Origin of the sequence: Methanolacinia paynteri (genome assembly GCF_000784355.1) — an archaeon.
GTDB classification, from domain to species: domain Archaea; phylum Halobacteriota; class Methanomicrobia; order Methanomicrobiales; family Methanomicrobiaceae; genus Methanolacinia; species Methanolacinia paynteri.
This window is the reverse complement of record NZ_KN360940.1, coordinates 114,551-136,433: the sequence shown is the minus strand read 5'-3', so window position 1 is coordinate 136,433 and position 21,883 is coordinate 114,551. Positions and strand designations below refer to the sequence as shown.

Genomic DNA, 21,883 nt, shown 5'->3' with positions numbered 1-21,883 from the left:
GCCAGATTTCCCGCCATCGCAAAACAGGAGGATTCAAAAATGGCAGTCGCAGAAGGGGCCAGGAAACTTACACCTGCCCAGAAGGAATTCGTCGATCAGGCAAAAAAACGCATGAAAGACATCAGGGGAATGGAGAAGGACATCAGGACAAGGATGAAGACATGCTCTTTGGAGAGGTGCAAATTGATCGAGGAATGGTTCGAGAAGGTAGAGAGCAACAAGAGCCAGGCTGCGGTCGAGATCGAGATGATCGAGCATGCTTCCGAGAACGAATGGGCGGAAAGGCGCCAGAGGGTCGACTACTTCCTCGGGGAGACCGAGAGAGAGTTTGAAACCGGCTACGCGATACTCGAGCACCCCGATGAGCCGGCGCACAGAAGGATCTGAGAGATCCGTTCTAACTACTTTTTTGCATTGATTCAGTAACAGGAACATCATCTTCCGGATCAGGATTTCATATGAGCCCCTGTTTCCGGTTACAAAATAATAAGAGTAGATCCTATAAAAACCAAAAAAATTCAATTAGATATGAGATCTTATGGGACGGCTTCAGAAGACATATACGGAGCGGGCGGATCACGCAGATAATCCTGCAGCAAAAAGGCTGCTTCTGCTCATGGAGGAAAAAAAGACCAACCTGTGTGTTGCTGCAGACGATACGTGTGCGAACCGCATTCTTGAACTCGCCGAGGCGTTGGGACCGGATATTGCAGTTTTCAAGACCCATGTGGACATAATAGAAGATTTCGATCAAAGCTTTCCGTCCAGGCTGCGCGAGATCGCAGAGAAATATAATTTCATGATATTCGAAGACCGCAAATTCGCGGATATCGGAAATACCGTGCGGCTTCAGTACTCAAAGGGTATCTACAGGATATGCGAGTGGGCGGATCTGGTCAATGTTCACGCAGTTCCCGGAAAAGGTGTCGTCGAAGGCATAACCGAAGTCAACAGGAACCTTGACGACGGGATCGCACGTGGTATACTGATGATCTCACAGATGTCATCAAAAGGGACTCTTGCGACAGGCGAATACACCCGGGCTGCAGTCTCGATGGCAAACCAATACAGGGAAGACTGCGCAGGCCATATCGGTGCAGGTTCCGACCCGGCGATGATCGCAGAGCTCGCGGCCATCTCGGATGACGGGCACCTCATAATGACGCCGGGCGTCAGCATTTCAGTCGATTCCGACGGTTTCGGCCAGAAGTATGCAACTCCCGGGGATGCGATATCTGCAGGTTCAGACTGCATAATCGTCGGCAGGGGGATATATGCGTCCGAAGACCCGGTGTCCGAGGCCGGGAAGTACCGCAGGATCGCGTGGGAAGCTTACCTTAAGAGAACCGGCAAAAAGTAACGTTCCTCTTTACCGGAGAATATACCTTCCGGAGATTATTAGAATTTTATAGATAATCTGGAAAATAATTATATTGAATTTACATGAAAATCACGTTGTGATTTACATGAAACAGTCCATGAAACCTATGTTTCATAAACATTTTTAAGGATTTCATAAAGATAAAAATTATTTGTGCCGAGTTTCCCGTCGTAATTTCCGGCACCGATATACAGGACTCCCTCTTTTTTCGTCGCGGCAAGTATCCCGTCTCTCATGGCAGCTTCGATAACTCCTGTATCGGTTCCGTTTATGACAATCTCATAGATTGAATTCACGCCGTCGGGGACGAGGGAATCTTCGATCTTACCTTTTAGTGTCGGGCAGAGCCTGTGATTTGTGCTCGCGGACATAGGGAACCTGTAATTTTTGCTTGCAACCTTTGACCCGCTTGCAACAATCCCGCCCGGAAACCCTGTTATAATTCCCTCCCGGTTTCTGATTGCCTCAATTGCCGCCTGTGCAGCCGAGAGTGCAGACTGCTTATCCTTACCCATGATAAGAAAATTTCCGCCTGCAATTCCTTTGACCGCACCAAAGGACTCTTCCCCGATATAATCTCCTTCCATCACAGGAATCTTCCAGCATTTTCTGCCACTGACAGTGCAGCGGCTCTCGTGCGAGTCACCGAAATAGTGCATCTTAATATGGAACCTTGTGCCCGCTACATCAGGAAATCCGTCAAATGCAGATGCGGTTGCAGCCGTAAGAACGCACTGGGATATTCTTGCAGCGACATTCTCCTTCATGCTCTTTCTGGCAGTGCAGATGAATATCGATACCCCCGGACGTTTGTCCGGTGTCTCTTCCGGGGAGTAATATCTCTCGATCCCCGCTTCGCACGGGCACATGATGGTCGAGGTTGCAAAGCCGGTGGCCTCCGTCGCCGCAACCATTGCAAGCTCATGTGTATCGGCTGTTATTATCACTCTCGAGAGCCAGATCGGAAATGCCTCTGCATATGTATCGACAATTTCAGTGCCGTTTATCTGCATTGTTTCACTCCTGTTTTTCGGTTTTGATTACACCGTCTTCAGTTACAATGTAATCCATCATCACATCATTATCCTCAAGCGGCAGTTCATCCGCCTCCTGGCAGGCAAATGCAAGTGCAATTTTAATTACATCGGGATTTTTCTCAAGGAACCTGTCATAGTATCCCGATCCGTATCCGAGTCTTCCGCCACGCCTGTCGAAACCGAGCATCGGCAGCATTACAACATCCACTGCACCTTCAGGAACGGGGATCTCGTTTCCGATAGGTTCGGGAACATTGAACGTGCTGGGAACCAGATGCGAAAGATCCCTTAAATACGAAAGCCTGAGGCTGTAATCCTCTTTTACAATGATAGGAACAACCAGATCATATCCCTCGTCAAGAAGCCTCTGGAGGATAGGAGTTGTATTAACTTCAATATCCTTTGATGAAAAACCCATGACTGTCTGGCCGGGTTTAATAAGTGCGAAAAAGTGCCTGCAGATGGCTTCTCCTTTTGTTTTTTTCTCCTCAGTAGTAAGCGAATCACGCCTGTTTCTCATAATATCGCGGATTTTGTTCTTCTCTTCACGTAGGCTGGAATATTCCTGAGACATACGCATTATTTCCCGGTAAATGTATTTATGGTTATAGTTCCGGGAAAATTGCCGTAACCAAATAGAAACAATATGCGGAGAGGGAATTCAAAATCGGCTATGAAATTCCCGGGCGGCCGGAATAACCGGAGAATGAAAAGGACCTGTAAATCAGATCCTGACTACTTTTTTCCTGGTTTCCTGCATAGTCCTGAACCGGCATTTCATTCAACATATTGAATAATCATTTTATACATTGAACAACCATTCAATGTATTGAATGATCCCGGAATTCAATAAGTTTGCAGGAAACAAAATTCTCGGGTGGCTGCTGATGAACCCGGATGCCAATATCGGTATCAATGAACTCGCGAGAGAACTCGCCGCATCCCCGGCTACCGTAATGCGTTATTCAAATATTTTTTCAGGCTCAGGGCTTGTTACGATAGAAAAAGCCGGAACCGCACATCTCATCAGGCTTAACAATGAAAGAGCGGTCGTCATCGAGCTGAAGAAATGTGCCGTTATCCTTCTCCTGAACGATTACGGTATCTGTGATATCGCCGGTGAAGTTGTTTCGATCGCATTATACGGGAGTGCTGCATCAGGAAAATTCACCGGAGCAAGCGACCTGGATATACTGGTCATCGGGGAAGAAAGTCAGGTTGACAGGGATAAGGTTCTTGAAATACAGGAGAAAATTGGGAGAGAGATCCAGTTAACCGTCATCCCCTGGCACAAATTCGAGAGGATGAAGAAAGAAAACGATCCTTTCATCAGGAGCGTAATCGAAGATCACATACTATTATCGGGGGCTGAATTATGAAACTCGAAGAATGCATGGCAAAAGGATTGATCAGGAAGGACGATTCCGCAAAAAGCAGGATTCCGGCTTCTCTTGAATCATCAAAAAGATTCCTGAATGCGGCGAGGAAAAATTTGGATATCGGCGAACTGGAGATGACAGAGATTGCCGCATACAACAGTGCCTTTCACAGCGCAAGGTCGATCCTTTTCAGCATGGGATATACCGAGAGAAGCCATGCCTGCCTGATAACAGCCTTAAAGGAGATCTCTTCGGACAAAGAACTGATATCATACCTGAAGACCTTCGACAAACTAAGGCTCTCAAGACACAATATCCAATACGGCGGATCCCTGACAGGAGAGGATGAGGCGTCTTTTTCAATCGAATTTGCACAGGATTTTCTTGGGTTTGTTGAAAATAAACACAAACGGGATATTTAAAAAATAGAGGTTTTACGGGCATTCACCCGTTCAAAACATCCTTCGCGATCCAGTCGCCGACATCTGAGGTGCTCAATGATCCTCCCATGTCTTTGGTAACCGCTCCGCTGGTAATCGATCTTTCGATCGAAGAGACGATCGCATCCGCCGCTTCTTTCTCCCCGAGCGTGTCGAGAAGAAGAGCACCGGCCCAGATCGTCGCAAGCGGGTTCGCAACATTCTTGCCCTTGTACTTCGGGGCAGACCCGTGTATCGGTTCGAACATCGACGTTCCCTTCGGGTTGATGTTTCCGCCCGGTGCAAGGCCCAGTCCGCCCTGGATCATCGCACCGAGATCGGTTATGATGTCGCCGAACATATTCGGGGTGACGACGACGTCGAACCACTCCGGGTTCTTGACGAACCACATCGTTACCGCATCGACGAAGTTGTATTCGGTTTTCACATCAGGGTAGCCCTTCGCGGTCTCCTCGAAGACCTCACGCCAAAGGCCGTAGACATCCGTCAGAACGTTCGCTTTGTCGACCGAAGTGAGCTTTTTGTCGCGGGACTGTGCAAGATCGAACGCGTACTCCATCACACGCTTCGAGCCCTGCCTGCTCAGGACACCGATCTGGTATGCAAGCTCGTCGGCATCCGTCTCGACATCGATCCCGAACTTTACATTATACAGATCGCGGACGACCGAAAGCTCGTCCCTCTGCTTCCCTGCCTTCGCACGTGAGCCTATTCCTACATAGAAGTCCTCGGTATTCTCGCGGACCACTACGAAATCGATGTCCTCCGGCTTCTTGTTCGCAAGCGGGGTATCGACTCCCTTCAGGAGCTTGATCGGCCTGAGGTTCACGTACTGGTCGAAGTAGAACCTGAGTGCAAGCAGAATCCCTTTCTCAAGGATTCCGGGCTTCACACGCTCGTCGCCGATCGCACCGAAGTAGATCGCCGGAAAACCGGAGAGCTCCTTCAGCTCGTCCTCCGAGATCAGCTCGCCGGTCTTTAAGTACCTGTCAGCACCGATATCGTAATCAGTCCAGTCTATATCGAACCCGAACTTCTCACCTGCTGCATCCAGGACCTGGATTCCGGTCGCGAGGATCTCCGGCCCTATACCGTCTCCGCCTATTGAGGCTACTTTATACATGTCTCGACCTCGTCTATTCCTTTTGCATATTCGACCAGACCGCCGGCCTCGATTATCTTCGAGAGGAATTCCGGCACAGGCTCGGTCGCGAATTTCTTCCCCGAAACCTCAATATATCCCTCGTCGAGGTGGGGCGTTATCGTGTCATCCTCTGATATCTTGTCCGCCTCCGGGCAGACCACGGGGAGGAGACCCGTGTTGATGCAGTTCCTGTAGAATATTCTCGCAAAGGACTTCGCGATGACCATCTCGATCCCCGCTCCCTTCAGGGCGATCGGTGCATGTTCTCTCGACGACCCGCATCCGAAGTTCCTTCCGCCGACTATCACGTCGCCCTGCTTTGCATCCCTGGAAAACTCATCGCGGGTCCCCTCGAAGGCATGGGATGCAAGCTCCTTCGGGTCGTATATCGTCAGGAACCTTCCCGGAATTATCGCGTCCGTATCTATGTCGTCCCCGAACTTCCAAATTCTGGCATCTTTCATATCGCTCATATTCACATCTCCCTCGGGTCGGCAATCTCGCCTTTGATCGCACTTGCCGCCGCAGTCGCCGGGGAACAGAGGTAGACCTCGCCCTTCGTGCTGCCCTGCCTTCCGCGGAAGTTGCGGTTGGACGTCGAAAGCGAGACCTCCTCGACACCGATCAGGCCGAAGGCGCCTCCCATGCACGGCCCGCAGCACGGGGCCTCGAACAGGGCTCCCGCCTCGACGAACTTCTCGATGATTCCGGCACGAAGACACTTCAGGTATTCCGTCCTCGATGCGGGGATTGCGATCACCCTGACATCCGGCGAGAAATTCATGTCGCCCATGACCTCTGCGGCCTCGGCGAAATCCTCGAACCTTCCGTTCGTGCAGGAGCCGATGAAGACCTGGTCGAGATGCGTCCCCTCGACCTCGTCTATATCTACGACGTTGTCGACATTATGCGGGACCGCGACCTGCGGAACCAGATCGCCTACATCATACTCCACCTTGCCCGCATATGCAGCACCCTCATCGGCCTTCAGGTCGAAAGAACCCGGCTTCGCGGCATCGACATCCCCGTATTTGGAGAGCCACTTTCTGGTCTTCTCGTCCGGCGGAACGATGCCTGCCTTTCCGCCCATCTCTATTGCCATATTGCAGCATGTCATCCTCCCGGGAATCTCCATCTCCTCGAACGCCTGCCCGGTGAACTCAACCGCACGGTATGTCGCACCGTCGGCACCGATATCCCCGATAGTCTTCATAATGAGGTCTTTCGCTCCGACACGGGGTGCGAATTTCCCGTCGGCTTCGATGCGGACGCTCTCGGGAATCCTGAAATACAGAGCCCCAAAACGGAGGACGAAACCCATATCCGTCGAACCGATTCCGGTCGAAAATGCACCGACCGCACCATATGTACATGTGTGCGAATCGACTCCCACAACGATATCCCCGGGCATGATCTTTCCCGTCTCGAGCGCGACCTGGTGGCAGATACCCTCCTTTACGTCATAATTATAGATCCCCTGCTCCTTCGCAAACTCCCTCATCATGATGTGGTTCTCGGCCGCGGTAATCGAGTCGGCCGGGACCTGATGGTCGAAGATCATGATAATCTTCTCCGGGTCGAAGACCTTCTCGCCCTTCATCCTGTGGAACATGTTGACGGCGAGCGGGCCGGTAATATCGTGGACCATCGCCGCGTCAACGGGCACAACCCTCATTTCTCCAGCCGATACGTCACACCCGCATTTACGGGAAAATATCTTTTCAGTTATCGTTTTTGTCATATCTGTACACCATATTCAGTGCGTTGACCATCGCCTCTACCGAAGCCATCACAATATCGGAACTCGAAGCCCCGGCGTCGAACACACGGCCGTTCTCGTCCTCGACCGCGATAGAGACGTGGCCGATCGCGTCGCTTCCGCCCGATATCGCGGCCACGTTGAAGTCCTTTAATATGACCTCCTTCGGGACCACGTTCAGCAGGGCCTTCATCGCGGCATCGACCGAGCCGTTGCCGGTCATGCACGAGACCTTCTCCTCGCCGTTGACGATCGCCTTGACCGTCGCGGACGGCAGAACATGGCTTCCTGTCATCACCGCGAAGCCGTCCAGGGTTATATCCTTCACCACCACGCCTGTCCCGCAGACGTTATCGGCGATCTCGTAAAGGTCGTTCTCCTCGATCTTCTTTCCGTGCGATGCGATCTCCTTGATCTTTGCGACGATTGCATCCAGTTCGTTCTCCGAAGGATTCATCCCCACCTGGTCGAGCATCTGGCGGACGGCGTGCTTGCCGACGTGCTTGCCGAGCTTCAGCCTTCTCCTGTGGCCGACCATCTCGGGGGTCATGATCCCGGGCTCGAATGTGCTGGAGTTTGCAATAACTCCGTGCGAGTGGATTCCGCTCTCATGTGCAAAAGCATTGTCGCCGACGACGGGGTGAACGGGCAGAACGGAAATTCCCGAGTATCTCGATACCATACGCGAGACCTTCACCAGGTTCTCGGTCTTAACACCCGTATCGAATCCGAGGATCGATTCAAGCGCCATGACAGTCGAGGCGAAGTCGGCATTGCCTGCTCTCTCGCCTATTCCGTTGACCGTGACCTGCACCTGCGAAGCCCCGGCCTCTACGGCGGAGACCGAGTTCGCGACCGCCATCGAAAAATCGTTGTGGCAGTGAACGTCGATCGGGCATTTCACATCCCCGCGGATGACCGATATCAGGGCGCTCATCGACGAAGGAGTCGCGACTCCCACGGTGTCGGGCACGTTTATCGTCGTCGCTCCGGCATCGACCGCGGCCTTAAAGACCTCGATCAGGTACGGAACTTCGGTCCTCGTCGCATCCATCGCAGAGAAGAGAACCTTGTCGACGTTCTCCCGTGCATAACCGACGATCCTCGACGTGATCTCGAGAACCTCTTCGCGGGTCTTCTTAATGGTATTCTCCCGCTGGACGTCGGAGGTGGGTATGAACACGTGCACCATATCGACATCACACTCGATGCACCTGTCGACATCGGAAACAACGGATCTTGCCAGGCCGCAGATATCCGCTTCCAGTCCGAGCGAGCTTACCATCTTCACGGTCTCGAACTCGGATTCCGAAGATGCCGGAAAACCTGCCTCAATTACGGATACGCCCATCCCGGATACAGCTCTTGCAATATCGAGCTTCTGGTCGAGAGTGAACGAGACACCGGGCGTTTGCTCCCCGTCTCTTAAAGTCGTATCAAAAACAGAAATTTTCTTCGTAGAACTATTCTTATCGCCAAAGAAAGCGACCTGCCGCATCTGTTGCGACTACTCCTGCATCAAAACGTTTTGATGACATGCAGATTACATTAGCTCCATATAATATTTAAGAGTGTTGCAATTCGCACCGAAACTCAATATCTGAACAACTTTGGTGCACCAGAAAGTGTGGGTTGTAATTTTTACTGCACCATATCTCTAGATCATTCGCTTCGCCGGTTTAAAGCCGTCAGGAGCTCTTCCGGCCTCTTCGAACCGAAAAGGATCTCTTTCTTTCCCTTAAGAGTGAACCGGACACCTCCCCGGCCTGCAACGGTGTACGCCTTTCCGCGCCTGTTCCACCTGATTCCCCACCCACCGAACTCACGGAGCCCGCTGTAATCCACGACTTCCGCCTTTTTGATCTCGCGGGATTTTATGTTTCTCCATTTCAGGTGCACCGGGAAGTAGCGGTAGCCGAACACCCCGTTCATTACTTTCGTTTCGAGACGGAGGGTGAACATGAACAACGGAAAGAGGATTCCGAAAACGATCATTATCACCCACACGGCACTGTCAGGAGCGGGATTATTCCCGACGGGGATGCCGAGGATTACCTGGACGGCGAATACGCCCCATGAAAATATTGTGATGGCCCATACGACGATGGCCATCAGGGGCTGGTCCTTCGCCATGTACTGGGCCTCGTAGAATTCCGCAGGAGATTCTTCTTTCTTCATATCTTACCTTAAATTCACATTTCGGCGATTTAAAACTTTCAGGAAGATGACATGGAACCCTTGTCCCCGCGATAGCAGCAAAATTCAGGAAATTTAACTTCAAAGAAAAAAGTCTGAATGAATTTAATTAAATTGAAATCAGAGTATGCTTTCCAGCTGTTTTTCGAGTTTGTCGAGTCCTGCCCTGACATCGTCGAGGTTTCTTCCGCCCGTAAGGATGACCTTTCCTGATGAGAAGAGAAGTGCTACAATCTTGGGATCGTCGAGACGGTATACGAGTCCCGGGAACTGCTCGGGCTCGTATTCGATGTTTTCAAGATTCAGGGCGACTACGATCCTGTTGAGGTTGATCTGCTTTTCGGTATCGTAGGAGCAGACCATGTTCGTTATCGCAACGTCGGGTACATCGAATGTTGAAACTCCGGCCGCTTTCAGTTCCTTCATGAGGTAGTCGAGGCCGAGCTTGAGGTCTTCTTCTCTCCTGATTCCTGTCATTACGATCTTTCCCGATGAAAAAACCAATACGGCAACCTTCGGGTTTTCAATCCTGAAGACCGCGCCCGGGAACTTCTTCTTATTGAGTTCGCAGTTGTCAATTTTTTCTGCGATATCCTCGAGATCTATGGAATCGGCAATCACACCGGATGCTACGATATTTTCTATCTTCAAATTCTTGTATTTGTTATCAGACATCTCTTATTCATATTAGGGCATTTGACCATAAGACTAACTAATCCGGGTCGGGATTTTGTCTTGTGGGATCGGTTGGCGGTCGGCTGTTCGCTCATTTTCATACACTGTCCGCGTGTACGCGATGTGCCTGTTTGTCGGAAGTTTTGTTGAATGATGTATGTTCCCGGATCTGAAAAAGATTATAGGTGATTTTAACTAACATTGATGTATGAGTACGTCAAAGGCTCCTTTCTACACCCCGCAGGAGGTTGCAGACAGGCTCAGAGTTGAGACGAGAACTGTTCATGCATGGCTGCGTGACGGTACAATGAAAGGTATGAAAGTCGGCCGGCTTTGGAGAATCCCGGAGACCGAGATCGATCGTGTCAGGAATAATATCGGTCCTGTAAATGGTGATCTGGGTCTTGATATACGCTACAAGCCGCAGAATATGACCGACTACGACTATGCATACAAAAATTTCAGGATCGAAGTCCCCGAGAAATTCAACTTCGGGTATGATGTCATAGATCAGTGGGCCGACAGGGAGAGAAACAAACTCGCTATGATCTGGGTGAATACCCTGGGCAGCGAGAAGAAGTACTCGTTCCGCGACCTGAAGAATCTCTCTAACCAGGCGGCGAATATTCTCCTGAAATACGATATCAACAAAGGGGACCGCATTCTTATAATGCTGCCACGTATCCCCGAGTGGTGGATCTTCGTCATAGGAATTATCAAACTCGGTGCGGTCGTCTGCCCGTGCCCTGTTCTTCTTACACCAAAGGACCTCAGGTACAGGATAAATGTAGGAAAGTTCAAGATGGTCATCACCGATCTCGAGAATGCTCCGAAGATCAATGAGATCTGCAAGGAGTGTCCGTCTCTTCGTTCGAGATTCGTAGTCGACGGCGAGCTCGAAGGCTGGGCGAGTTATCCTCTCGAACTGCTCTATCCTGCACCGGTTTCCCACAAATCGGTCAGCATGCCGGAAAGTTTCACCACATATGCCGACGACCCGATGCTGATCTATTTCACATCCGGGACTACCGGCGAGCCGAAGATGGTTCTTCATAATAATGCATATCCTCTCGGGCACAGGGTGACAGCCGAACTGTGGCACGACCTGACCCCGAACGACGTCCACTTTACATACTCAGACACCGGCTGGGCGAAATGTGCCTGGGGCAAGATCTTCGGCCAGTGGATTGCAGGCGCCTGCCAGCTCATCATCGACGTAAGGGGGCATTTCGAGGCCACGAAACTGCTTCCGTTTATAGAAAAATACGAGGTGACGAGCTTCTGTGCACCGCCGACCGTATACAGGATGCTCATTCTTGCAGACCTGAGCAAGTTCGATCTCCGCGAGCTCCGTCATTGCACCAGTGCCGGCGAACCGCTGAACCCGGAGGTCATCAAGGTCTGGAAGGAGGGAACGGGCTGCACAATCTATGAAGGATACGGGCAGACTGAGACATGCTGTGCGATCTCGTCGTTCCCCTGCATCAGGAACAAACCGGGTTCGATGGGCAAACCCTCCCCCGGATGGCATATCGAGCTTCACGATGACGACGGGAAACCTGTCGGAATTCACGAGGAAGGAAGGATTGCCATCTCTCTCAACCCGAGGCCGGTTGGGCTTGTCGTCGAGTATATCGACAACCCCGAGGCGAACGCGGAATCTTTCCGGAACGGATTTTATTATACCGGCGATAAGGCGTACAGGGACGAGGACGGATATTTCTGGTTTGTCGGCCGCAACGACGATGTTATAAAGAGTTCGGGCTACAGGATTGGTCCGTTTGAGGTCGAATCAGCTCTCCTCGAGCACCCTGCTGTCCAGGAGTCAGCCGTCGTAGGATCTCCCGACAGGATACGCGGTCTTATCGTCAAGGCGTTTGTCGTACTCAACAAAGGATACACACCGTCGGAAGATCTCGTGAGGGACATCCAGAAATACGTTAAGACAGTGACGGCACCGTACAAATACCCAAGAGCGATCGAATTTGTCGATGAACTGCCCAAGACCCTCTCCGGAAAGATCAAAAGGAACGAACTGAGGGACAGGGAGCTCAAGACATTCAAGAAAAGTGAATAAACTTCTTTTTTCCAATTCAATTTTTGCTGTTCTGGTGCGTCAGACTGATTAAACCTAAATACTATGCACCATAAATTTTATTGATATGGTGCGCTTCTCCGTAACAATGGATGATGGTCTCGTCGGAAAAATCGACGAACTGTCTGAAAAAAAAGGGATATCACGTTCCGAATGGATCGGCCGCTCCTGCCTGAATTCGGCGGACGAGAGCGTTCTTCCGGACGGCCAGGGACTGTCCGATCTGCTCTCCCTGCGGGACAGGATTCCTGAAAATATTCCTAATGTAACAGATTATGATGATCTGTATAATAATTTCCATGTCACAGTCCCGGACTTTTTTAACTTCGGTTTCGATGTAATCGATGCCTGGGCGAAGATCGACAGGAATAAGATCGCGATGATATGGTCCAACCTGGCCGGCGAGGAGAAGATATTCACCTTCCGCGATCTGAGGAACCGTTCGAACGAGGCGGCGAACATGCTGCTCAAATACGGGATCAAGAAAGGCGATCTGGTGGCGATTATGCTCCACCGTGTCCCTGAATGGTGGTTCTTTGCGATTGCATGCATCAAACTTGGTGCGATCTTCGTCCCGTGCCCGACGATGCTGACGACAAAGGATCTTGTCTACAGGATCAACGCCGCGAATATCAAGATGATCGTAACCGACATGGAGAACGCCCCGAAGATCAACCAGATATGCAGCCAGTGTCAGTCTCTCAAGTCCAGGCTTGTCGTCAATGGAGACATGGAGGGCTGGGTCAGTTACCTCGTTGAGCTCGATTATCCCGCCCCGGTTTCGAGCAAACTCGCGGTAAGCGGCCTCGAAAAGACCCGCTCCTCGGACCCGATGGTCATATACTTTACATCCGGGACGACCGGCGAGGCAAAGATGGTTCTTCACAACCATGCATTGCCAATAGGCCACATCACCACCGGTGCGTACTGGCTCGACCTGAAGAAGAACGACATTCACCTGACGATCTCCGACACAGGCTGGGCGAAATCTTCATGGGGCAAGTTCTTCGGTCCGTGGATCCAGGGATGCTGCAGCGTGGTGTATGATTCCCGCGGGAAGTTCAACGCGACCGAGGTTCTGCCTGTTCTTGAGAAGTATGGGGTTACAACATTCTGCTGTCCGCCGACGATATACCGTATGCTGATAATGGCGGATCTCGATAAGTTCGACCTGACTGCTCTTCGCCACTGCGTGAGTGCCGGCGAGCCGTTGAACCCTGAGGTCATCAAGATCTGGGAGGAGGGAACCGGCCTTAAGATCTACGAAGGTTACGGCCAAACGGAACTGACTCTTGTTCTCGGCACATTCCCTACGATGAAAGTGAAGCCGGGTTCGATGGGCAAACCCTCCCCCGGCTGGCATATCGAGCTTCACGACGAGGACGGAAAACCTGTCCCGACCGGAGATGTGGGGCGGATTGCGGTAAGAACGAACCCGAGGCCTGTCGGGATGTTCGTCGAGTACCTCGGAAGTCCGGAGACAACCGCCGAATCTTTCTACGGCGGATTTTATTATACCGGCGACAAGGCATACATGGACGACGACGGATACTTCTGGTTCGTCGGCCGCGACGATGATGTCATAAAGAGTTCGGGGTACAGGATCGGTCCGTTCGAGGTCGAATCGGCGCTTCTCGAACACCCCGCCGTCCAGGAGTCCGCGGTTATCGGCACTCCCGACCCGATAAGGGGCATGATCGTAAAGGCTTTTGTTGTCCTCAAAGGAGGATTCGAGCCGTCCGAAAAACTCGTCCGCGACATCCAGAAGCATGTCAAGACCGTGACTGCACCGTATAAGTACCCAAGAGAGATAGAATTCGTCGAGGAACTCCCGAAGACGATTTCCGGCAAGATCCGGAGGAACGAACTTCGCGAAAAGGAGAAGAAGCATCTCAGGGAAGCGGAAGACTAAAACCAATCTTTATTTTAAAGGAACAACAATAACATAGAGGAATATCGGTGCGAGGGTTGCCGAGCTTGGCCAAAGGCGCTAGGTTCAGGGCCTATTACATAAATAGGTTACTAGTGCACCCTTATAACTGAAAAAAAACAAAATCATATTGAAAGCGAGAGTTGCCGAGCTTGGTCAAAGGCGTCAGGTTCAGGGCCTGATCTTGTAGAAGTTCGCAGGTTCGAATCCTGCCTCTCGCACTTTTACTTTTTCGAGATTCTTAAAAGGCAGATGTTTACATTTCTATAAAAAAATTCTAAGTTGAAATCTCACATCTGGAAATCTTGTCCCAGGAAAAAACCGCCCGAAAGCCTCTATTGAATAACCGCCCAAACAGCCGTGCGAATCCGCTCCTCAATTCTTTTCGTCGCTCCCCTGCACGGCACTGTAAACCTCCTCTTGCAAACGCGGGTCTCCGTCAAACGGGTAAGCCGGTCGCTCTGATGAGCGACAGCCATACTCCGTTTGCCGTTTTACCCCCGCATTCAGTCGGTCGCGGTTGAGCACCGGCTGAGGTAGATCTAAATGACTACAAAAATGAATAGAAACGGGGCAGCTTCCCCGCAAAAGTTGGCTGCCCTTACAGCTCTCGTCGAGCTAAGTATCGATTTCGACCAGAAAACATATCAGCTTTTCGCTGACCTGCCCGCCGAGGTGGACTGAAATGTCCCGGCTGAGTGACGCGATTCCTCTGCAGGCCCTTGAAGACATTGCACTCCTCGATGAGCGTGCAATCGAGCTTGAACGAAGGGCACACTCGATGCTCTACGAGGCCGAAGACCTCCGCCGGCGTGGAGATTACATCCGTGAACACTACCGCGACGAGGTTGAGAAGCACGGATACGATGAATGTGTTCGCCGGGCCCAGGCCGATGACAACTGCTACACCGCAAGGGCAAGGGGTGTTTGCTGATGGTGAATGTCTACGAGATGGTCCGGGAAAGGATCATCTCCTCTCTTTCCTCCGGAACGATCCCCTGGCATCAGTCGTGGAAGAACTTATCACCGTGCAACCTCCTGACGGGAAGGCCCTACCGGGGCATTAATCGTCTCCTGCTCTCCGGGCATGAATGGTGGGGGACGTACCGGCAGATCAAGCAGCTCGGCGGGTATGTACGAAAAGGCGAGAAGGCATCCGGGCTTGTTGTCTTCTGGTCCTTCGAAGAGGCAAGGCCGATTGTGAATGACCAGGGCGACGAGGTCCTCGTGATGTCTCAACGGGAAAAGCCGCTTGTCAGGTATTACTGGGTCTTCAACCTCTCGCAGTGCGAAGGGATCGAGAAGGAGGAGGTCGGCGAGATCCGGGCGATCACGTCCTGCGATGAAGTAATCGAAAGGAACTGCCCGAAAGTCACGCAGGGACCGCCGGCTTATCTCCCAACTCCGGATATCATCCACATGCCCGATATGGAGCGGTTCGAATCTCCGGAAGAATACTACTCGACCTACTTCCATGAATTGACTCACTGGACCGGGCACGAATCCCGGTTGAAGCGTCCGGGGATAACCGGGCCGATCCGATTCGGGAGCGAACGGTATTCGCGTGAGGAGCTGACGGCCGAGATGGGGTCTGCCTTCCTGTGTGCGATGACCGGGATCGATATGCCCGTCATCGACAACCAGGCGGCCTATGTCGCGGGGTGGCTCCGGCACATCCGGAACGGCACGGCCGTCGATGTAATCCGGGCCGCGGGCGATGCACAGCGGGCGGCCGACTTCCTCACCGGGGGCGGGGAGGAATGAATTCTCTTTTTTTGTGTACCGGCCGGGATTGCTCGCTCTCGCACTAACTCTTCGAGTAAGTGCTTCGCATGAAACAAGTTCATGCTCAATGCCGGAACCCATTCGGATTCCGGCGAGCTTCGCAACACCGGCCTTGTTTTTCTCCGGTTGAGCTGGTTTGTGTTACGCCCGCAGGAACCTCGACTTTTCGTCTCGGCCCCTGCCGGCTGTGTGTGGTGTGCCCCCGCTCCGCATCACCGGCCCATGGCCGGGCATGCTCCGCGGGGTTGTATTTCCTTCTGTATTGTATATTATGTGCATCTCTTACACATTTTTGCAACTTATTTTGTGATGACTTTTACACATTTTTCTAACTTAATCTCTAAAACGCAATTGAGCTCCTTTCTTATTTCATATCCTGATTATTTCTGTATGGCAGATATTCCAGAAAACGCCTGACTGCAAGTGATGCGGATTTCATATCTTTCATAGCAAGACCAATGTCGCGATAGGCGGGGACATCGAGTTCCCTGACAACAACATGGTAAGGTATCCTCTGCAAAATCAGTTCAGGCAGAATGCTGATTCCAAGTCCGCTTTCAACCATTGACATAACGGCGTAATCGTCCCAGGTTATGAAATGAACCTTTGGTGAAATATTATGTCGTTCAAAAATTTCTGAAATCTCAGCTTTTGCTCCTTTTTCCAGAAGCATAAACGGATCATTGCATAATGCTTCAACAGGAAAATGAACACAGTCCGCCAGCGGGTGGTTTTCGGGAAGTACCACTTTTAACTGGTCCCGCTCTAAAAAGATCGTCTCAAGGTTGGGATTTGTAGGAAGCCTGATAAAACCGCAGTCCACACGTCCCTCAAGAATCCACTTTTCAATCTCTGTATAATCCCCGAGTAAAAGCTCGTACTCAATATCAGGATACTTTTTCTGAAATTCTTTAATGATACGCGGCAGCCAGTGTGTAGCCACACTGGAAAAAGTTCCGATTCTAATCAATCCCGACTGGAGTCCTTTTAATTCATTTATTTGTGTCTGAAGATTCTGATATTCGGTGCATACGCTTTCGACATAAGGCAGAAGTTTAAGACCGTCGGAAGTGAGATTTCCTCCGGAACGTCCACGCTCAAGAAGTGAAATATTCCATTCTGTTTCCAGATCGTTGATCATACGACTTATTCCCGACTGGGAATAACCCATGATTTTTGCAGCTTTGGTAAAGCTCCCGCATTCCACCGTTTTAACAAATGCAAGATATTTTTGTATATTCACGTTTCTGTCCTCCGCCAATTATCCGATTATGTCATGATATCTATGAGACATATTTGATATTGTAATAATAAGATATTACTGGGACACATCATCAAAAAACTAATGTGAAAATCGGGCGGAGATAGCTGAAATTGTACCTGAACAGTAATTACTTCAAATACATAGCCGCATTACTGCTGTTCGGCTCCAACGGTATTGTGGCGAGTTACATCTCCTTAAACAGCAATGAAATTGTTCTGCTGCGTACACTGACTGGTTCTTTATTTCTGCTTCTGATTTTCCTATCCCTGCATGGAGAGGTGCATGTCCGTAGATATCCGCAGGACTTTTTCTATATCGTCATTTCGGGAATTGCGATGGGTATCAGCTGGATGTTCCTTTTTGAAGCCTATAACCAGGTAGGTGTCGGTATTGCCTCACTTGCCTATTATTGCGGCCCGGTTATTGTGATGCTGGTATCTCCGATTATCTTCCGTGAAAAGATACACATTTCAATAATACTTGGATTCATCAGCGTTTTTATTGGCATGATCTGTGTGAACAGTCCTTTCATATCGGACGCCGGATTGTCTTTCGGACTTCTTTGCGGAATAATGTCCGCCGTCATGTATGCGGTGATGCTCATCTTCAACAAAAAGGCGACGAAGATACAAGGTCTTGAAAATTCTCTCTTTCAGTTATCGACGAGTTTCGTTACTGTTGCCGTATTCACTTTGATTACTCAGGGAATTCCGATCTCGATACCTGCGGAGAGCATTTTACCACTCCTTATTTTGGGGGTCGTAAATACCGGTTTTGGCTGCTATCTGTATTTCTCGTCTATCGGTGGACTGCCTGTTCAGACTGTAGCGATATGCGGATATCTCGAACCGCTATCGGCAGTGGTTCTGTCGGCTATAGTCTTGGGGGAGTGCCTGAGTTCCCTTCAGGAGATCGGTGCTGTGCTGATTATTGGCGGGGCTGCGTTTGGGGAACTATTTAGAAACAGGAAATTAATCGGGGATAATAAAGCTGAAGTTTAAATCTCAGCCACCCCGGAATCTGAGGGACCATTCTCCAATATCTCACTGGGGTGGGGAAGAATGAATTCTCTTTTTTTATACCGGCCGGGCATGCTCCGCGAGGGATTGACCATTTACTTCTTTATTGTATAATATGTATGTGAACCCGAACCTTTCTTCTCGGCGAGACCGAGCTTTTCCAGTTTTTCGATCCTCCTGAGAACCGTATTTTTGGAGATCTTCAGTCTCGCTGCGATATCTCCGCTCTTCATTGGAACATTTATAATCTTGAGGATCTGATTGTCCGTATCGTCAATTGATGAAGACAGCACTTTTTTGAATATCACTGAAAATGTGGAGGGGCCCGGCTTAAATTCAACCGAGCACATCGGGTGGTTCTCAACCTCCTCTTCGATCATCTTTATTCCGAATCCGTATCTTTCGATGTAGCCCGAATCATAGAGGAGGTTTGACAATGACGGATTTCTCGGGATGTGTTCGGGATCTTTGATATCCACTCCGGGCATGAGGCCGCCGGGATTTTTTATCTCGAACCTGTCAGGATATACGAGGATCTTCACATCCGCACTGATCGTATAGTTCCTATGGCAGACGGCGTTTATGAGGGCTTCACGAATCGCCCGCGGGGGATATTCCTCGACTTTTATTCTTCTTGTCCCTGCCACTACGTCGATCTTTTTGATCTCTCTCATCAGGTTCTCGTATGCCTCTTCGATAACCTTCCAAGCCGGCCCTTCATACTCCTCGCTCCACATGGGCCCGTCTTCACTCATGCCCACCCTTCTTATCTTCGCATAGGCGATATTCCCGGTGGCTTCAGTGAAGAACAATATTCCTGCGTTTGTGAGTTTGTCGTTTCTTATAGCCCCGGCACTCCTGAGGTATCTGGATCTGTTGTCGTCTGCGATTGTTTTCCCTCTGGTTTCTTTCACCCTCTCAAAGAACCAGTCGATGTAATCGGAGCGGGCGTCTTCCTTCGGGAGCATGGAGATCTCGTCCCAGTTGATGGTTCCCATCTCCGATGAGAGCATTACAATCTCCTGGAGTGAGAGGGGTCTGACTCCTGTGCCTGTTCTGATATATACGATTCCGCCAATCGAGCAGAGGTTGGAACTTTTGTCGACGGTGATTACGAGGAGGTCTTTGTCATCTACCGATATCTTCTGTGCCTTTATTGCGGAGGAGTACCGACTGAACCGGGTTTGTAACCTTCTCGATCGCATCTTTTACATCTGTACCGACGATCTTTCCCGTATCCGATACTCCGACGATTATCTTTCCGCCGTCGGAGTTGGCAAAGGCGGCGATCTCGTGGTGGATATTCTTCCCTGCCGATTCCCTGAATTCAAGGACTTCGGATTCTCCGGATTGTATCAGATAGATGAGCTCCTCCAGATCCATGGTTACTGTTGCACCACATTTGTAGAGAAATGTAACGGCAGGTAAGTTACTGTTCCATTTTTGAAGTGAACAGTAGTGAACGGTAGATAGTGTGATGAATAGGATTTTCTTTTTTATTGTTACGGCCTGGATGCCCTGCCACCGACCCAGTTACCGACCCAGTTACCGACCCAGTTACCGACCCAGTTACCGACCCAGTTACCGACTCAGTTACCGACCCAGTTGGCGACCCAGCAGGAAGATCCTGTCAGGAGATTACTGTCGGCACTTGCCGACGGGGAGAAATCTTCGGGGAGGATAAAACCTGAAATAGCTTTTCCCGGTAATGTACTATTACGATTTCTGCAATAATGAATCTGTTATGCGGGCATTATGGATCTTTGTTAAAATCTGACTGTTCTCGTTTTTTCAGACCGGGACAGTCACGGATATTGCGATTGAAATTACAGCAAATCTTAAATATATCCAAAAAAAGCCCGGATCACCATTTTTTGGGTCCACACAGAAGCCTCAGAATGGATTATTTCATGCCCGGAAGGGGTAAACATCGTCTGAAAAATTTGAGGGCTTCTATTTGGCTCTGCTAAAAATGAATAATTAGTGGGTTAATTCAGGAAAAATCCCTAAATTAGGGAATTTTAAAGATGGGGGTTAGATGTCTTTGAAACAGAGATAGAATTCCTTGCAATCGTAGCCTTCAGAGAGCCTCTTTTCCATCTCTTCCTGGTTTGAAGGTGCCGGGATTATGACCTTGTCGCCCGGCTGCCAGTTGGCAGGTGTTGCAACATGATGCTCGTCGCTGGTCTGGAAAGCCTTCAATAATCTCAGTATCTCCTGCATGTTCCTGCCGTTTGAAAGCGGGTAGTACAGCATTCCCCTGAGAATTCCCAGTGGATCGATAAAGAATACAGCTCTTACCGCCGCAGTGGTGCTCTGTCCCGGATGAACCATCCCGTATAACCCTGCGACCTTCATATCAAGATCGGCAATTATCGGGAACTTGATCTCTACACCCATCTTTTCCCTGACATTTCTCACCCATGCAAGATGCGAGTGGACACTGTCTATCGAGAGGCCGATGAGATTCGTATTTAATGCCCTTAAGTCATCGTAAATCTCTGAAAAGGCAATAAACTCTGTAGTACATACCGGGGTAAAGTCTGCAGGATGGGAGAACAGGATGACCCAGGAACCTTCAAGATCGGAAAGGTTCAGTGGACCGTGGGTTGTTACTGCCTGAAAATCAGGAGCTTTTTCTCCGAGAACAGGCATTCTTGGGATTTTTTCGTTGTCTGCTTCTTCGTACATGATACTACCTCCATCTTCATACATTATAATAATTCTTACCTATAGGCCTCTTCGAGTTTTGTTTTGCCATAGACATATGCAGGCATTCCCGAGAGAATGAAAGCAACCCGAAGACCTTCCTCGATCTCCTCTTTCTTTACACCGAGTTTCTTTGCTCCTGCCATCTGGGCGTAGACAGCATGTTCATCACGAAGCGCTGCTGCAATAGAGATCGCAATCACTTTCTTCGTCTGTTTTGAAAGTGCCCCGTCTGCCCAGATCATATTATCAAGCGACAGTATCTTGTCATGAAGCTCGGGGTCTGTCTCTGCAAGCTCTTTGAATATTACAGGCACCTTTCCAATCTTTTTTTCCAAATCTTTTATTCCTGACATTTTTCATTCCTCCTGAAGAGTCATTGGTTCACCGCAGCAGACCAGTTCGCCTGCCTTCACCTTTTTTACTTCAGTTATAACTTTCTACCTCAGATTTTGATTAAGGAACATTCTATTTAATTGTTATGTTAAAAAACCAGATTTAGAGAATTGAAGGTTTTTAAGAGGATTTGCGGCAGTTTGGATAATTGCCCTTATAATTCATATTGAAATTGATAACGAAAAAGCCGGATGGATAATTATCTAAATTTAGAAGATTTATTTTTTTAATCCCCGGAAAGGGAGTCGAAAAGAGTCTCCCTCCCCGGTGTTCGAAATTCTGTTCAGGCAAGAGCGGCCACAGTGTCGGCCCAGGTCTCGACAACGGTCAGGATGGCGTCGTCCTCGTAGGAACTGACCCTGACCTTGTCACGACTGAAAGTGACATAGTAGGTCTCGCTGTTTGCGTCATGGCACTTGAGCTGGCAGGAATAAGTATCGCTGTCTGCATCGCGGACGGGATCACCGCCAACGGCAACGGCAAGATCCGCGTCTGCGAGGATTGCGCCGGCAGCACTGTTCATTGAAGAGACAGTGGGGCACTTGACGGAAAGAGTTCCGACCTTTTCTGCCGCATTATCCTCGAAGACGATCTTCGCGGTATAACTCTCGCGGTTGATCTCGACCCCGTTATGCGACACACCACTCAGGGTATAAGCGGTGCAGCCGAAGGGA

Annotated in this window: 24 protein-coding genes and 1 tRNA gene; 10 read left to right on the top strand and 15 right to left on the bottom strand. The window is 50.1% G+C overall.

Translation table 11 applies throughout. The features are described from left to right. Positions 1-39 precede the first annotated feature (39 nt). Both METPAY_RS11630 and pyrF read left to right on the top strand, forming a co-directional pair. Positions 40-387, top strand: a complete 348-nt coding sequence (locus METPAY_RS11630) for a hypothetical protein (protein ID WP_048152723.1) — start codon at positions 40-42, stop codon at positions 385-387. Positions 388-538: 151 nt separating this feature from the next. Then, a complete protein-coding gene (gene pyrF, locus METPAY_RS11625; RefSeq protein ID WP_048152721.1) occupies positions 539-1,360 on the top strand; it encodes an orotidine-5'-phosphate decarboxylase in 822 nt (273 codons plus the stop codon). Positions 1,361-1,485: 125 nt separating this feature from the next. Here pyrF and fhcD read toward each other — a convergent pair whose 3' ends face one another. Beyond that, positions 1,486-2,394 carry a formylmethanofuran--tetrahydromethanopterin N-formyltransferase gene (gene fhcD, locus METPAY_RS11620; protein ID WP_048152720.1) on the bottom strand — a complete coding sequence of 303 codons (909 nt, stop codon included), beginning with the start codon at positions 2,392-2,394 and terminating at the stop codon, positions 1,486-1,488. A 4-nt stretch (positions 2,395-2,398) separates the two neighbouring features. Next, positions 2,399-2,992, bottom strand: a complete 594-nt coding sequence (locus tag METPAY_RS11615; protein WP_048152719.1) for a 5-formyltetrahydrofolate cyclo-ligase — start codon at positions 2,990-2,992, stop codon at positions 2,399-2,401. A 259-nt stretch (positions 2,993-3,251) separates the two neighbouring features. Here METPAY_RS11615 and METPAY_RS11610 point away from each other — a divergent pair, with 259 nt between their 5' ends. Continuing rightward, a complete protein-coding gene (locus METPAY_RS11610) occupies positions 3,252-3,797 on the top strand; it encodes a nucleotidyltransferase domain-containing protein (RefSeq protein ID WP_048152715.1) in 546 nt (181 codons plus the stop codon). Beyond that, complete coding sequence (locus tag METPAY_RS11605) at positions 3,794-4,219, top strand: HEPN domain-containing protein (RefSeq protein WP_048152713.1); 426 nt, start codon at positions 3,794-3,796, stop codon at positions 4,217-4,219. The genes METPAY_RS11610 and METPAY_RS11605 overlap by 4 nt, the downstream gene beginning before the upstream one ends. 22 nt (positions 4,220-4,241) lie before the next feature. Here the strand turns inward: METPAY_RS11605 and METPAY_RS11600 are convergent, their stop codons facing one another. From METPAY_RS11600 to METPAY_RS11575, 6 genes are all read right to left on the bottom strand, one after another. After that, positions 4,242-5,360: an isocitrate/isopropylmalate dehydrogenase family protein gene (locus tag METPAY_RS11600; RefSeq protein WP_048152712.1), complete on the bottom strand. Its 1,119-nt coding sequence runs from the start codon at positions 5,358-5,360 to the stop codon at positions 4,242-4,244. Next, on the bottom strand, positions 5,348-5,854 hold the full coding sequence (locus METPAY_RS11595; RefSeq protein WP_048152711.1) for a 3-isopropylmalate dehydratase small subunit: 507 nt from the start codon (positions 5,852-5,854) through the stop codon (positions 5,348-5,350). Before METPAY_RS11595 ends, METPAY_RS11600 begins: the two co-directional genes overlap by 13 nt. Positions 5,855-5,856: 2 nt before the next feature. Beyond that, complete coding sequence (locus tag METPAY_RS11590; RefSeq protein ID WP_048152710.1) at positions 5,857-7,122, bottom strand: 3-isopropylmalate dehydratase large subunit; 1,266 nt, start codon at positions 7,120-7,122, stop codon at positions 5,857-5,859. Then, complete coding sequence (locus tag METPAY_RS11585) at positions 7,103-8,638, bottom strand: 2-isopropylmalate synthase (protein WP_048152708.1); 1,536 nt, start codon at positions 8,636-8,638, stop codon at positions 7,103-7,105. The genes METPAY_RS11590 and METPAY_RS11585 overlap by 20 nt, the downstream gene beginning before the upstream one ends. A gap of 164 nt (positions 8,639-8,802) precedes the next feature. Then, positions 8,803-9,318 carry a DUF6141 family protein gene (locus tag METPAY_RS11580; protein WP_052418798.1) on the bottom strand — a complete coding sequence of 172 codons (516 nt, stop codon included), beginning with the start codon at positions 9,316-9,318 and terminating at the stop codon, positions 8,803-8,805. Between the two features lie 138 nt (positions 9,319-9,456). Further along, the gene (locus METPAY_RS11575; RefSeq protein ID WP_048152707.1) at positions 9,457-10,011 is read right to left on the bottom strand and encodes a TATA-box-binding protein; all 555 of its coding nucleotides are present in this window, start codon (positions 10,009-10,011) and stop codon (positions 9,457-9,459) included. Positions 10,012-10,219: 208 nt separating this feature from the next. Between METPAY_RS11575 and METPAY_RS11570 the strand changes: the two genes are divergently transcribed. From METPAY_RS11570 to METPAY_RS11550, 5 genes are all read left to right on the top strand, one after another. After that, complete coding sequence (locus METPAY_RS11570) at positions 10,220-12,088, top strand: AMP-binding protein (protein ID WP_048152706.1); 1,869 nt, start codon at positions 10,220-10,222, stop codon at positions 12,086-12,088. Positions 12,089-12,173: 85 nt separating this feature from the next. Then, positions 12,174-14,018: an AMP-binding protein gene (locus METPAY_RS11565; protein WP_048152705.1), complete on the top strand. Its 1,845-nt coding sequence runs from the start codon at positions 12,174-12,176 to the stop codon at positions 14,016-14,018. A 154-nt stretch (positions 14,019-14,172) separates the two neighbouring features. Next, positions 14,173-14,257 (top strand) — tRNA-Leu (locus METPAY_RS11560). Between the two features lie 464 nt (positions 14,258-14,721). Continuing rightward, positions 14,722-14,970, top strand: a complete 249-nt coding sequence (locus tag METPAY_RS11555) for a hypothetical protein (protein WP_048152704.1) — start codon at positions 14,722-14,724, stop codon at positions 14,968-14,970. After that, positions 14,970-15,800, top strand: coding sequence for an ArdC family protein (locus tag METPAY_RS11550; RefSeq protein ID WP_048152703.1), 831 nt, complete (start codon positions 14,970-14,972; stop codon positions 15,798-15,800). The genes METPAY_RS11555 and METPAY_RS11550 overlap by 1 nt, the downstream gene beginning before the upstream one ends. Before the next feature lie 385 nt (positions 15,801-16,185). Here METPAY_RS11550 and METPAY_RS11545 read toward each other — a convergent pair whose 3' ends face one another. Beyond that, positions 16,186-17,064 (bottom strand): LysR family transcriptional regulator, encoded by an 879-nt coding sequence (locus METPAY_RS11545; RefSeq protein ID WP_211251534.1) that lies wholly within the window; start codon positions 17,062-17,064, stop codon positions 16,186-16,188. 131 nt (positions 17,065-17,195) lie between these two features. Here METPAY_RS11545 and METPAY_RS11540 point away from each other — a divergent pair, with 131 nt between their 5' ends. Next, positions 17,196-18,086: a DMT family transporter gene (locus METPAY_RS11540; RefSeq protein ID WP_245611643.1), complete on the top strand. Its 891-nt coding sequence runs from the start codon at positions 17,196-17,198 to the stop codon at positions 18,084-18,086. A 113-nt stretch (positions 18,087-18,199) separates the two neighbouring features. Here METPAY_RS11540 and METPAY_RS11535 read toward each other — a convergent pair whose 3' ends face one another. From METPAY_RS11535 to METPAY_RS11520, 6 genes are all read right to left on the bottom strand, one after another. Beyond that, the gene (locus tag METPAY_RS11535) at positions 18,200-19,309 is read right to left on the bottom strand and encodes an ATP-binding protein (RefSeq protein ID WP_245611642.1); all 1,110 of its coding nucleotides are present in this window, start codon (positions 19,307-19,309) and stop codon (positions 18,200-18,202) included. Next, positions 19,233-19,487, bottom strand: a complete 255-nt coding sequence (locus METPAY_RS15545) for an AlbA family DNA-binding domain-containing protein (RefSeq protein WP_245611641.1) — start codon at positions 19,485-19,487, stop codon at positions 19,233-19,235. Before METPAY_RS15545 ends, METPAY_RS11535 begins: the two co-directional genes overlap by 77 nt. A gap of 651 nt (positions 19,488-20,138) precedes the next feature. Then, positions 20,139-20,795, bottom strand: coding sequence for a peroxiredoxin (locus METPAY_RS11530; RefSeq protein WP_048152700.1), 657 nt, complete (start codon positions 20,793-20,795; stop codon positions 20,139-20,141). Between the two features lie 35 nt (positions 20,796-20,830). Continuing rightward, entirely contained in the window at positions 20,831-21,169 is a 339-nt protein-coding gene (locus tag METPAY_RS11525) for a carboxymuconolactone decarboxylase family protein (RefSeq protein ID WP_048152699.1), read from the bottom strand. 3 nt (positions 21,170-21,172) lie between these two features. Next, the gene (locus METPAY_RS14775; RefSeq protein ID WP_084600866.1) at positions 21,173-21,247 is read right to left on the bottom strand and encodes a hypothetical protein; all 75 of its coding nucleotides are present in this window, start codon (positions 21,245-21,247) and stop codon (positions 21,173-21,175) included. 245 nt (positions 21,248-21,492) lie between these two features. Then, positions 21,493-21,883, bottom strand: a 391-nt coding sequence (locus METPAY_RS11520) for a hypothetical protein (protein WP_245611640.1), incomplete at its 5' end; no start/stop codon positions are given.

Excerpts from the sequence above, each read along its gene's own strand:
- METPAY_RS11530 (WP_048152700.1), bottom strand. The coding sequence starts at position 20,795 with ATGTACGAAGAAGCAGACAACGAAAAAATCCCAAGAATGCCTGTTCTC.
- METPAY_RS11585 (WP_048152708.1), bottom strand. The coding sequence starts at position 8,638 with ATGCGGCAGGTCGCTTTCTTTGGCGATAAGAATAGTTCTACGAAGAAA.
- METPAY_RS11570 (WP_048152706.1), top strand. The coding sequence starts at position 10,220 with ATGAGTACGTCAAAGGCTCCTTTCTACACCCCGCAGGAGGTTGCAGAC.
- METPAY_RS11610 (WP_048152715.1), top strand. The coding sequence starts at position 3,252 with ATGATCCCGGAATTCAATAAGTTTGCAGGAAACAAAATTCTCGGGTGG.
- METPAY_RS11600 (WP_048152712.1), bottom strand. The coding sequence starts at position 5,360 with ATGTATAAAGTAGCCTCAATAGGCGGAGACGGTATAGGGCCGGAGATC.
- METPAY_RS11555 (WP_048152704.1), top strand. The coding sequence starts at position 14,722 with ATGTCCCGGCTGAGTGACGCGATTCCTCTGCAGGCCCTTGAAGACATT.
- METPAY_RS11565 (WP_048152705.1), top strand. The coding sequence starts at position 12,174 with ATGGTGCGCTTCTCCGTAACAATGGATGATGGTCTCGTCGGAAAAATC.
- fhcD (WP_048152720.1), bottom strand. The coding sequence starts at position 2,394 with ATGCAGATAAACGGCACTGAAATTGTCGATACATATGCAGAGGCATTT.
- METPAY_RS11595 (WP_048152711.1), bottom strand. The coding sequence starts at position 5,854 with ATGAGCGATATGAAAGATGCCAGAATTTGGAAGTTCGGGGACGACATA.
- METPAY_RS11590 (WP_048152710.1), bottom strand. The coding sequence starts at position 7,122 with ATGACAAAAACGATAACTGAAAAGATATTTTCCCGTAAATGCGGGTGT.
- METPAY_RS11605 (WP_048152713.1), top strand. The coding sequence starts at position 3,794 with ATGAAACTCGAAGAATGCATGGCAAAAGGATTGATCAGGAAGGACGAT.
- METPAY_RS11550 (WP_048152703.1), top strand. The coding sequence starts at position 14,970 with ATGGTGAATGTCTACGAGATGGTCCGGGAAAGGATCATCTCCTCTCTT.
- pyrF (WP_048152721.1), top strand. The coding sequence starts at position 539 with ATGGGACGGCTTCAGAAGACATATACGGAGCGGGCGGATCACGCAGAT.
- METPAY_RS11630 (WP_048152723.1), top strand. The coding sequence starts at position 40 with ATGGCAGTCGCAGAAGGGGCCAGGAAACTTACACCTGCCCAGAAGGAA.
- METPAY_RS11580 (WP_052418798.1), bottom strand. The coding sequence starts at position 9,318 with ATGAAGAAAGAAGAATCTCCTGCGGAATTCTACGAGGCCCAGTACATG.
- METPAY_RS11575 (WP_048152707.1), bottom strand. The coding sequence starts at position 10,011 with ATGTCTGATAACAAATACAAGAATTTGAAGATAGAAAATATCGTAGCA.
- METPAY_RS11525 (WP_048152699.1), bottom strand. The coding sequence starts at position 21,169 with ATGTCAGGAATAAAAGATTTGGAAAAAAAGATTGGAAAGGTGCCTGTA.
- METPAY_RS11535 (WP_245611642.1), bottom strand. The coding sequence starts at position 19,309 with ATGCGATCGAGAAGGTTACAAACCCGGTTCAGTCGGTACTCCTCCGCA.
- METPAY_RS15545 (WP_245611641.1), bottom strand. The coding sequence starts at position 19,487 with ATGGATCTGGAGGAGCTCATCTATCTGATACAATCCGGAGAATCCGAA.
- METPAY_RS11615 (WP_048152719.1), bottom strand. The coding sequence starts at position 2,992 with ATGTCTCAGGAATATTCCAGCCTACGTGAAGAGAAGAACAAAATCCGC.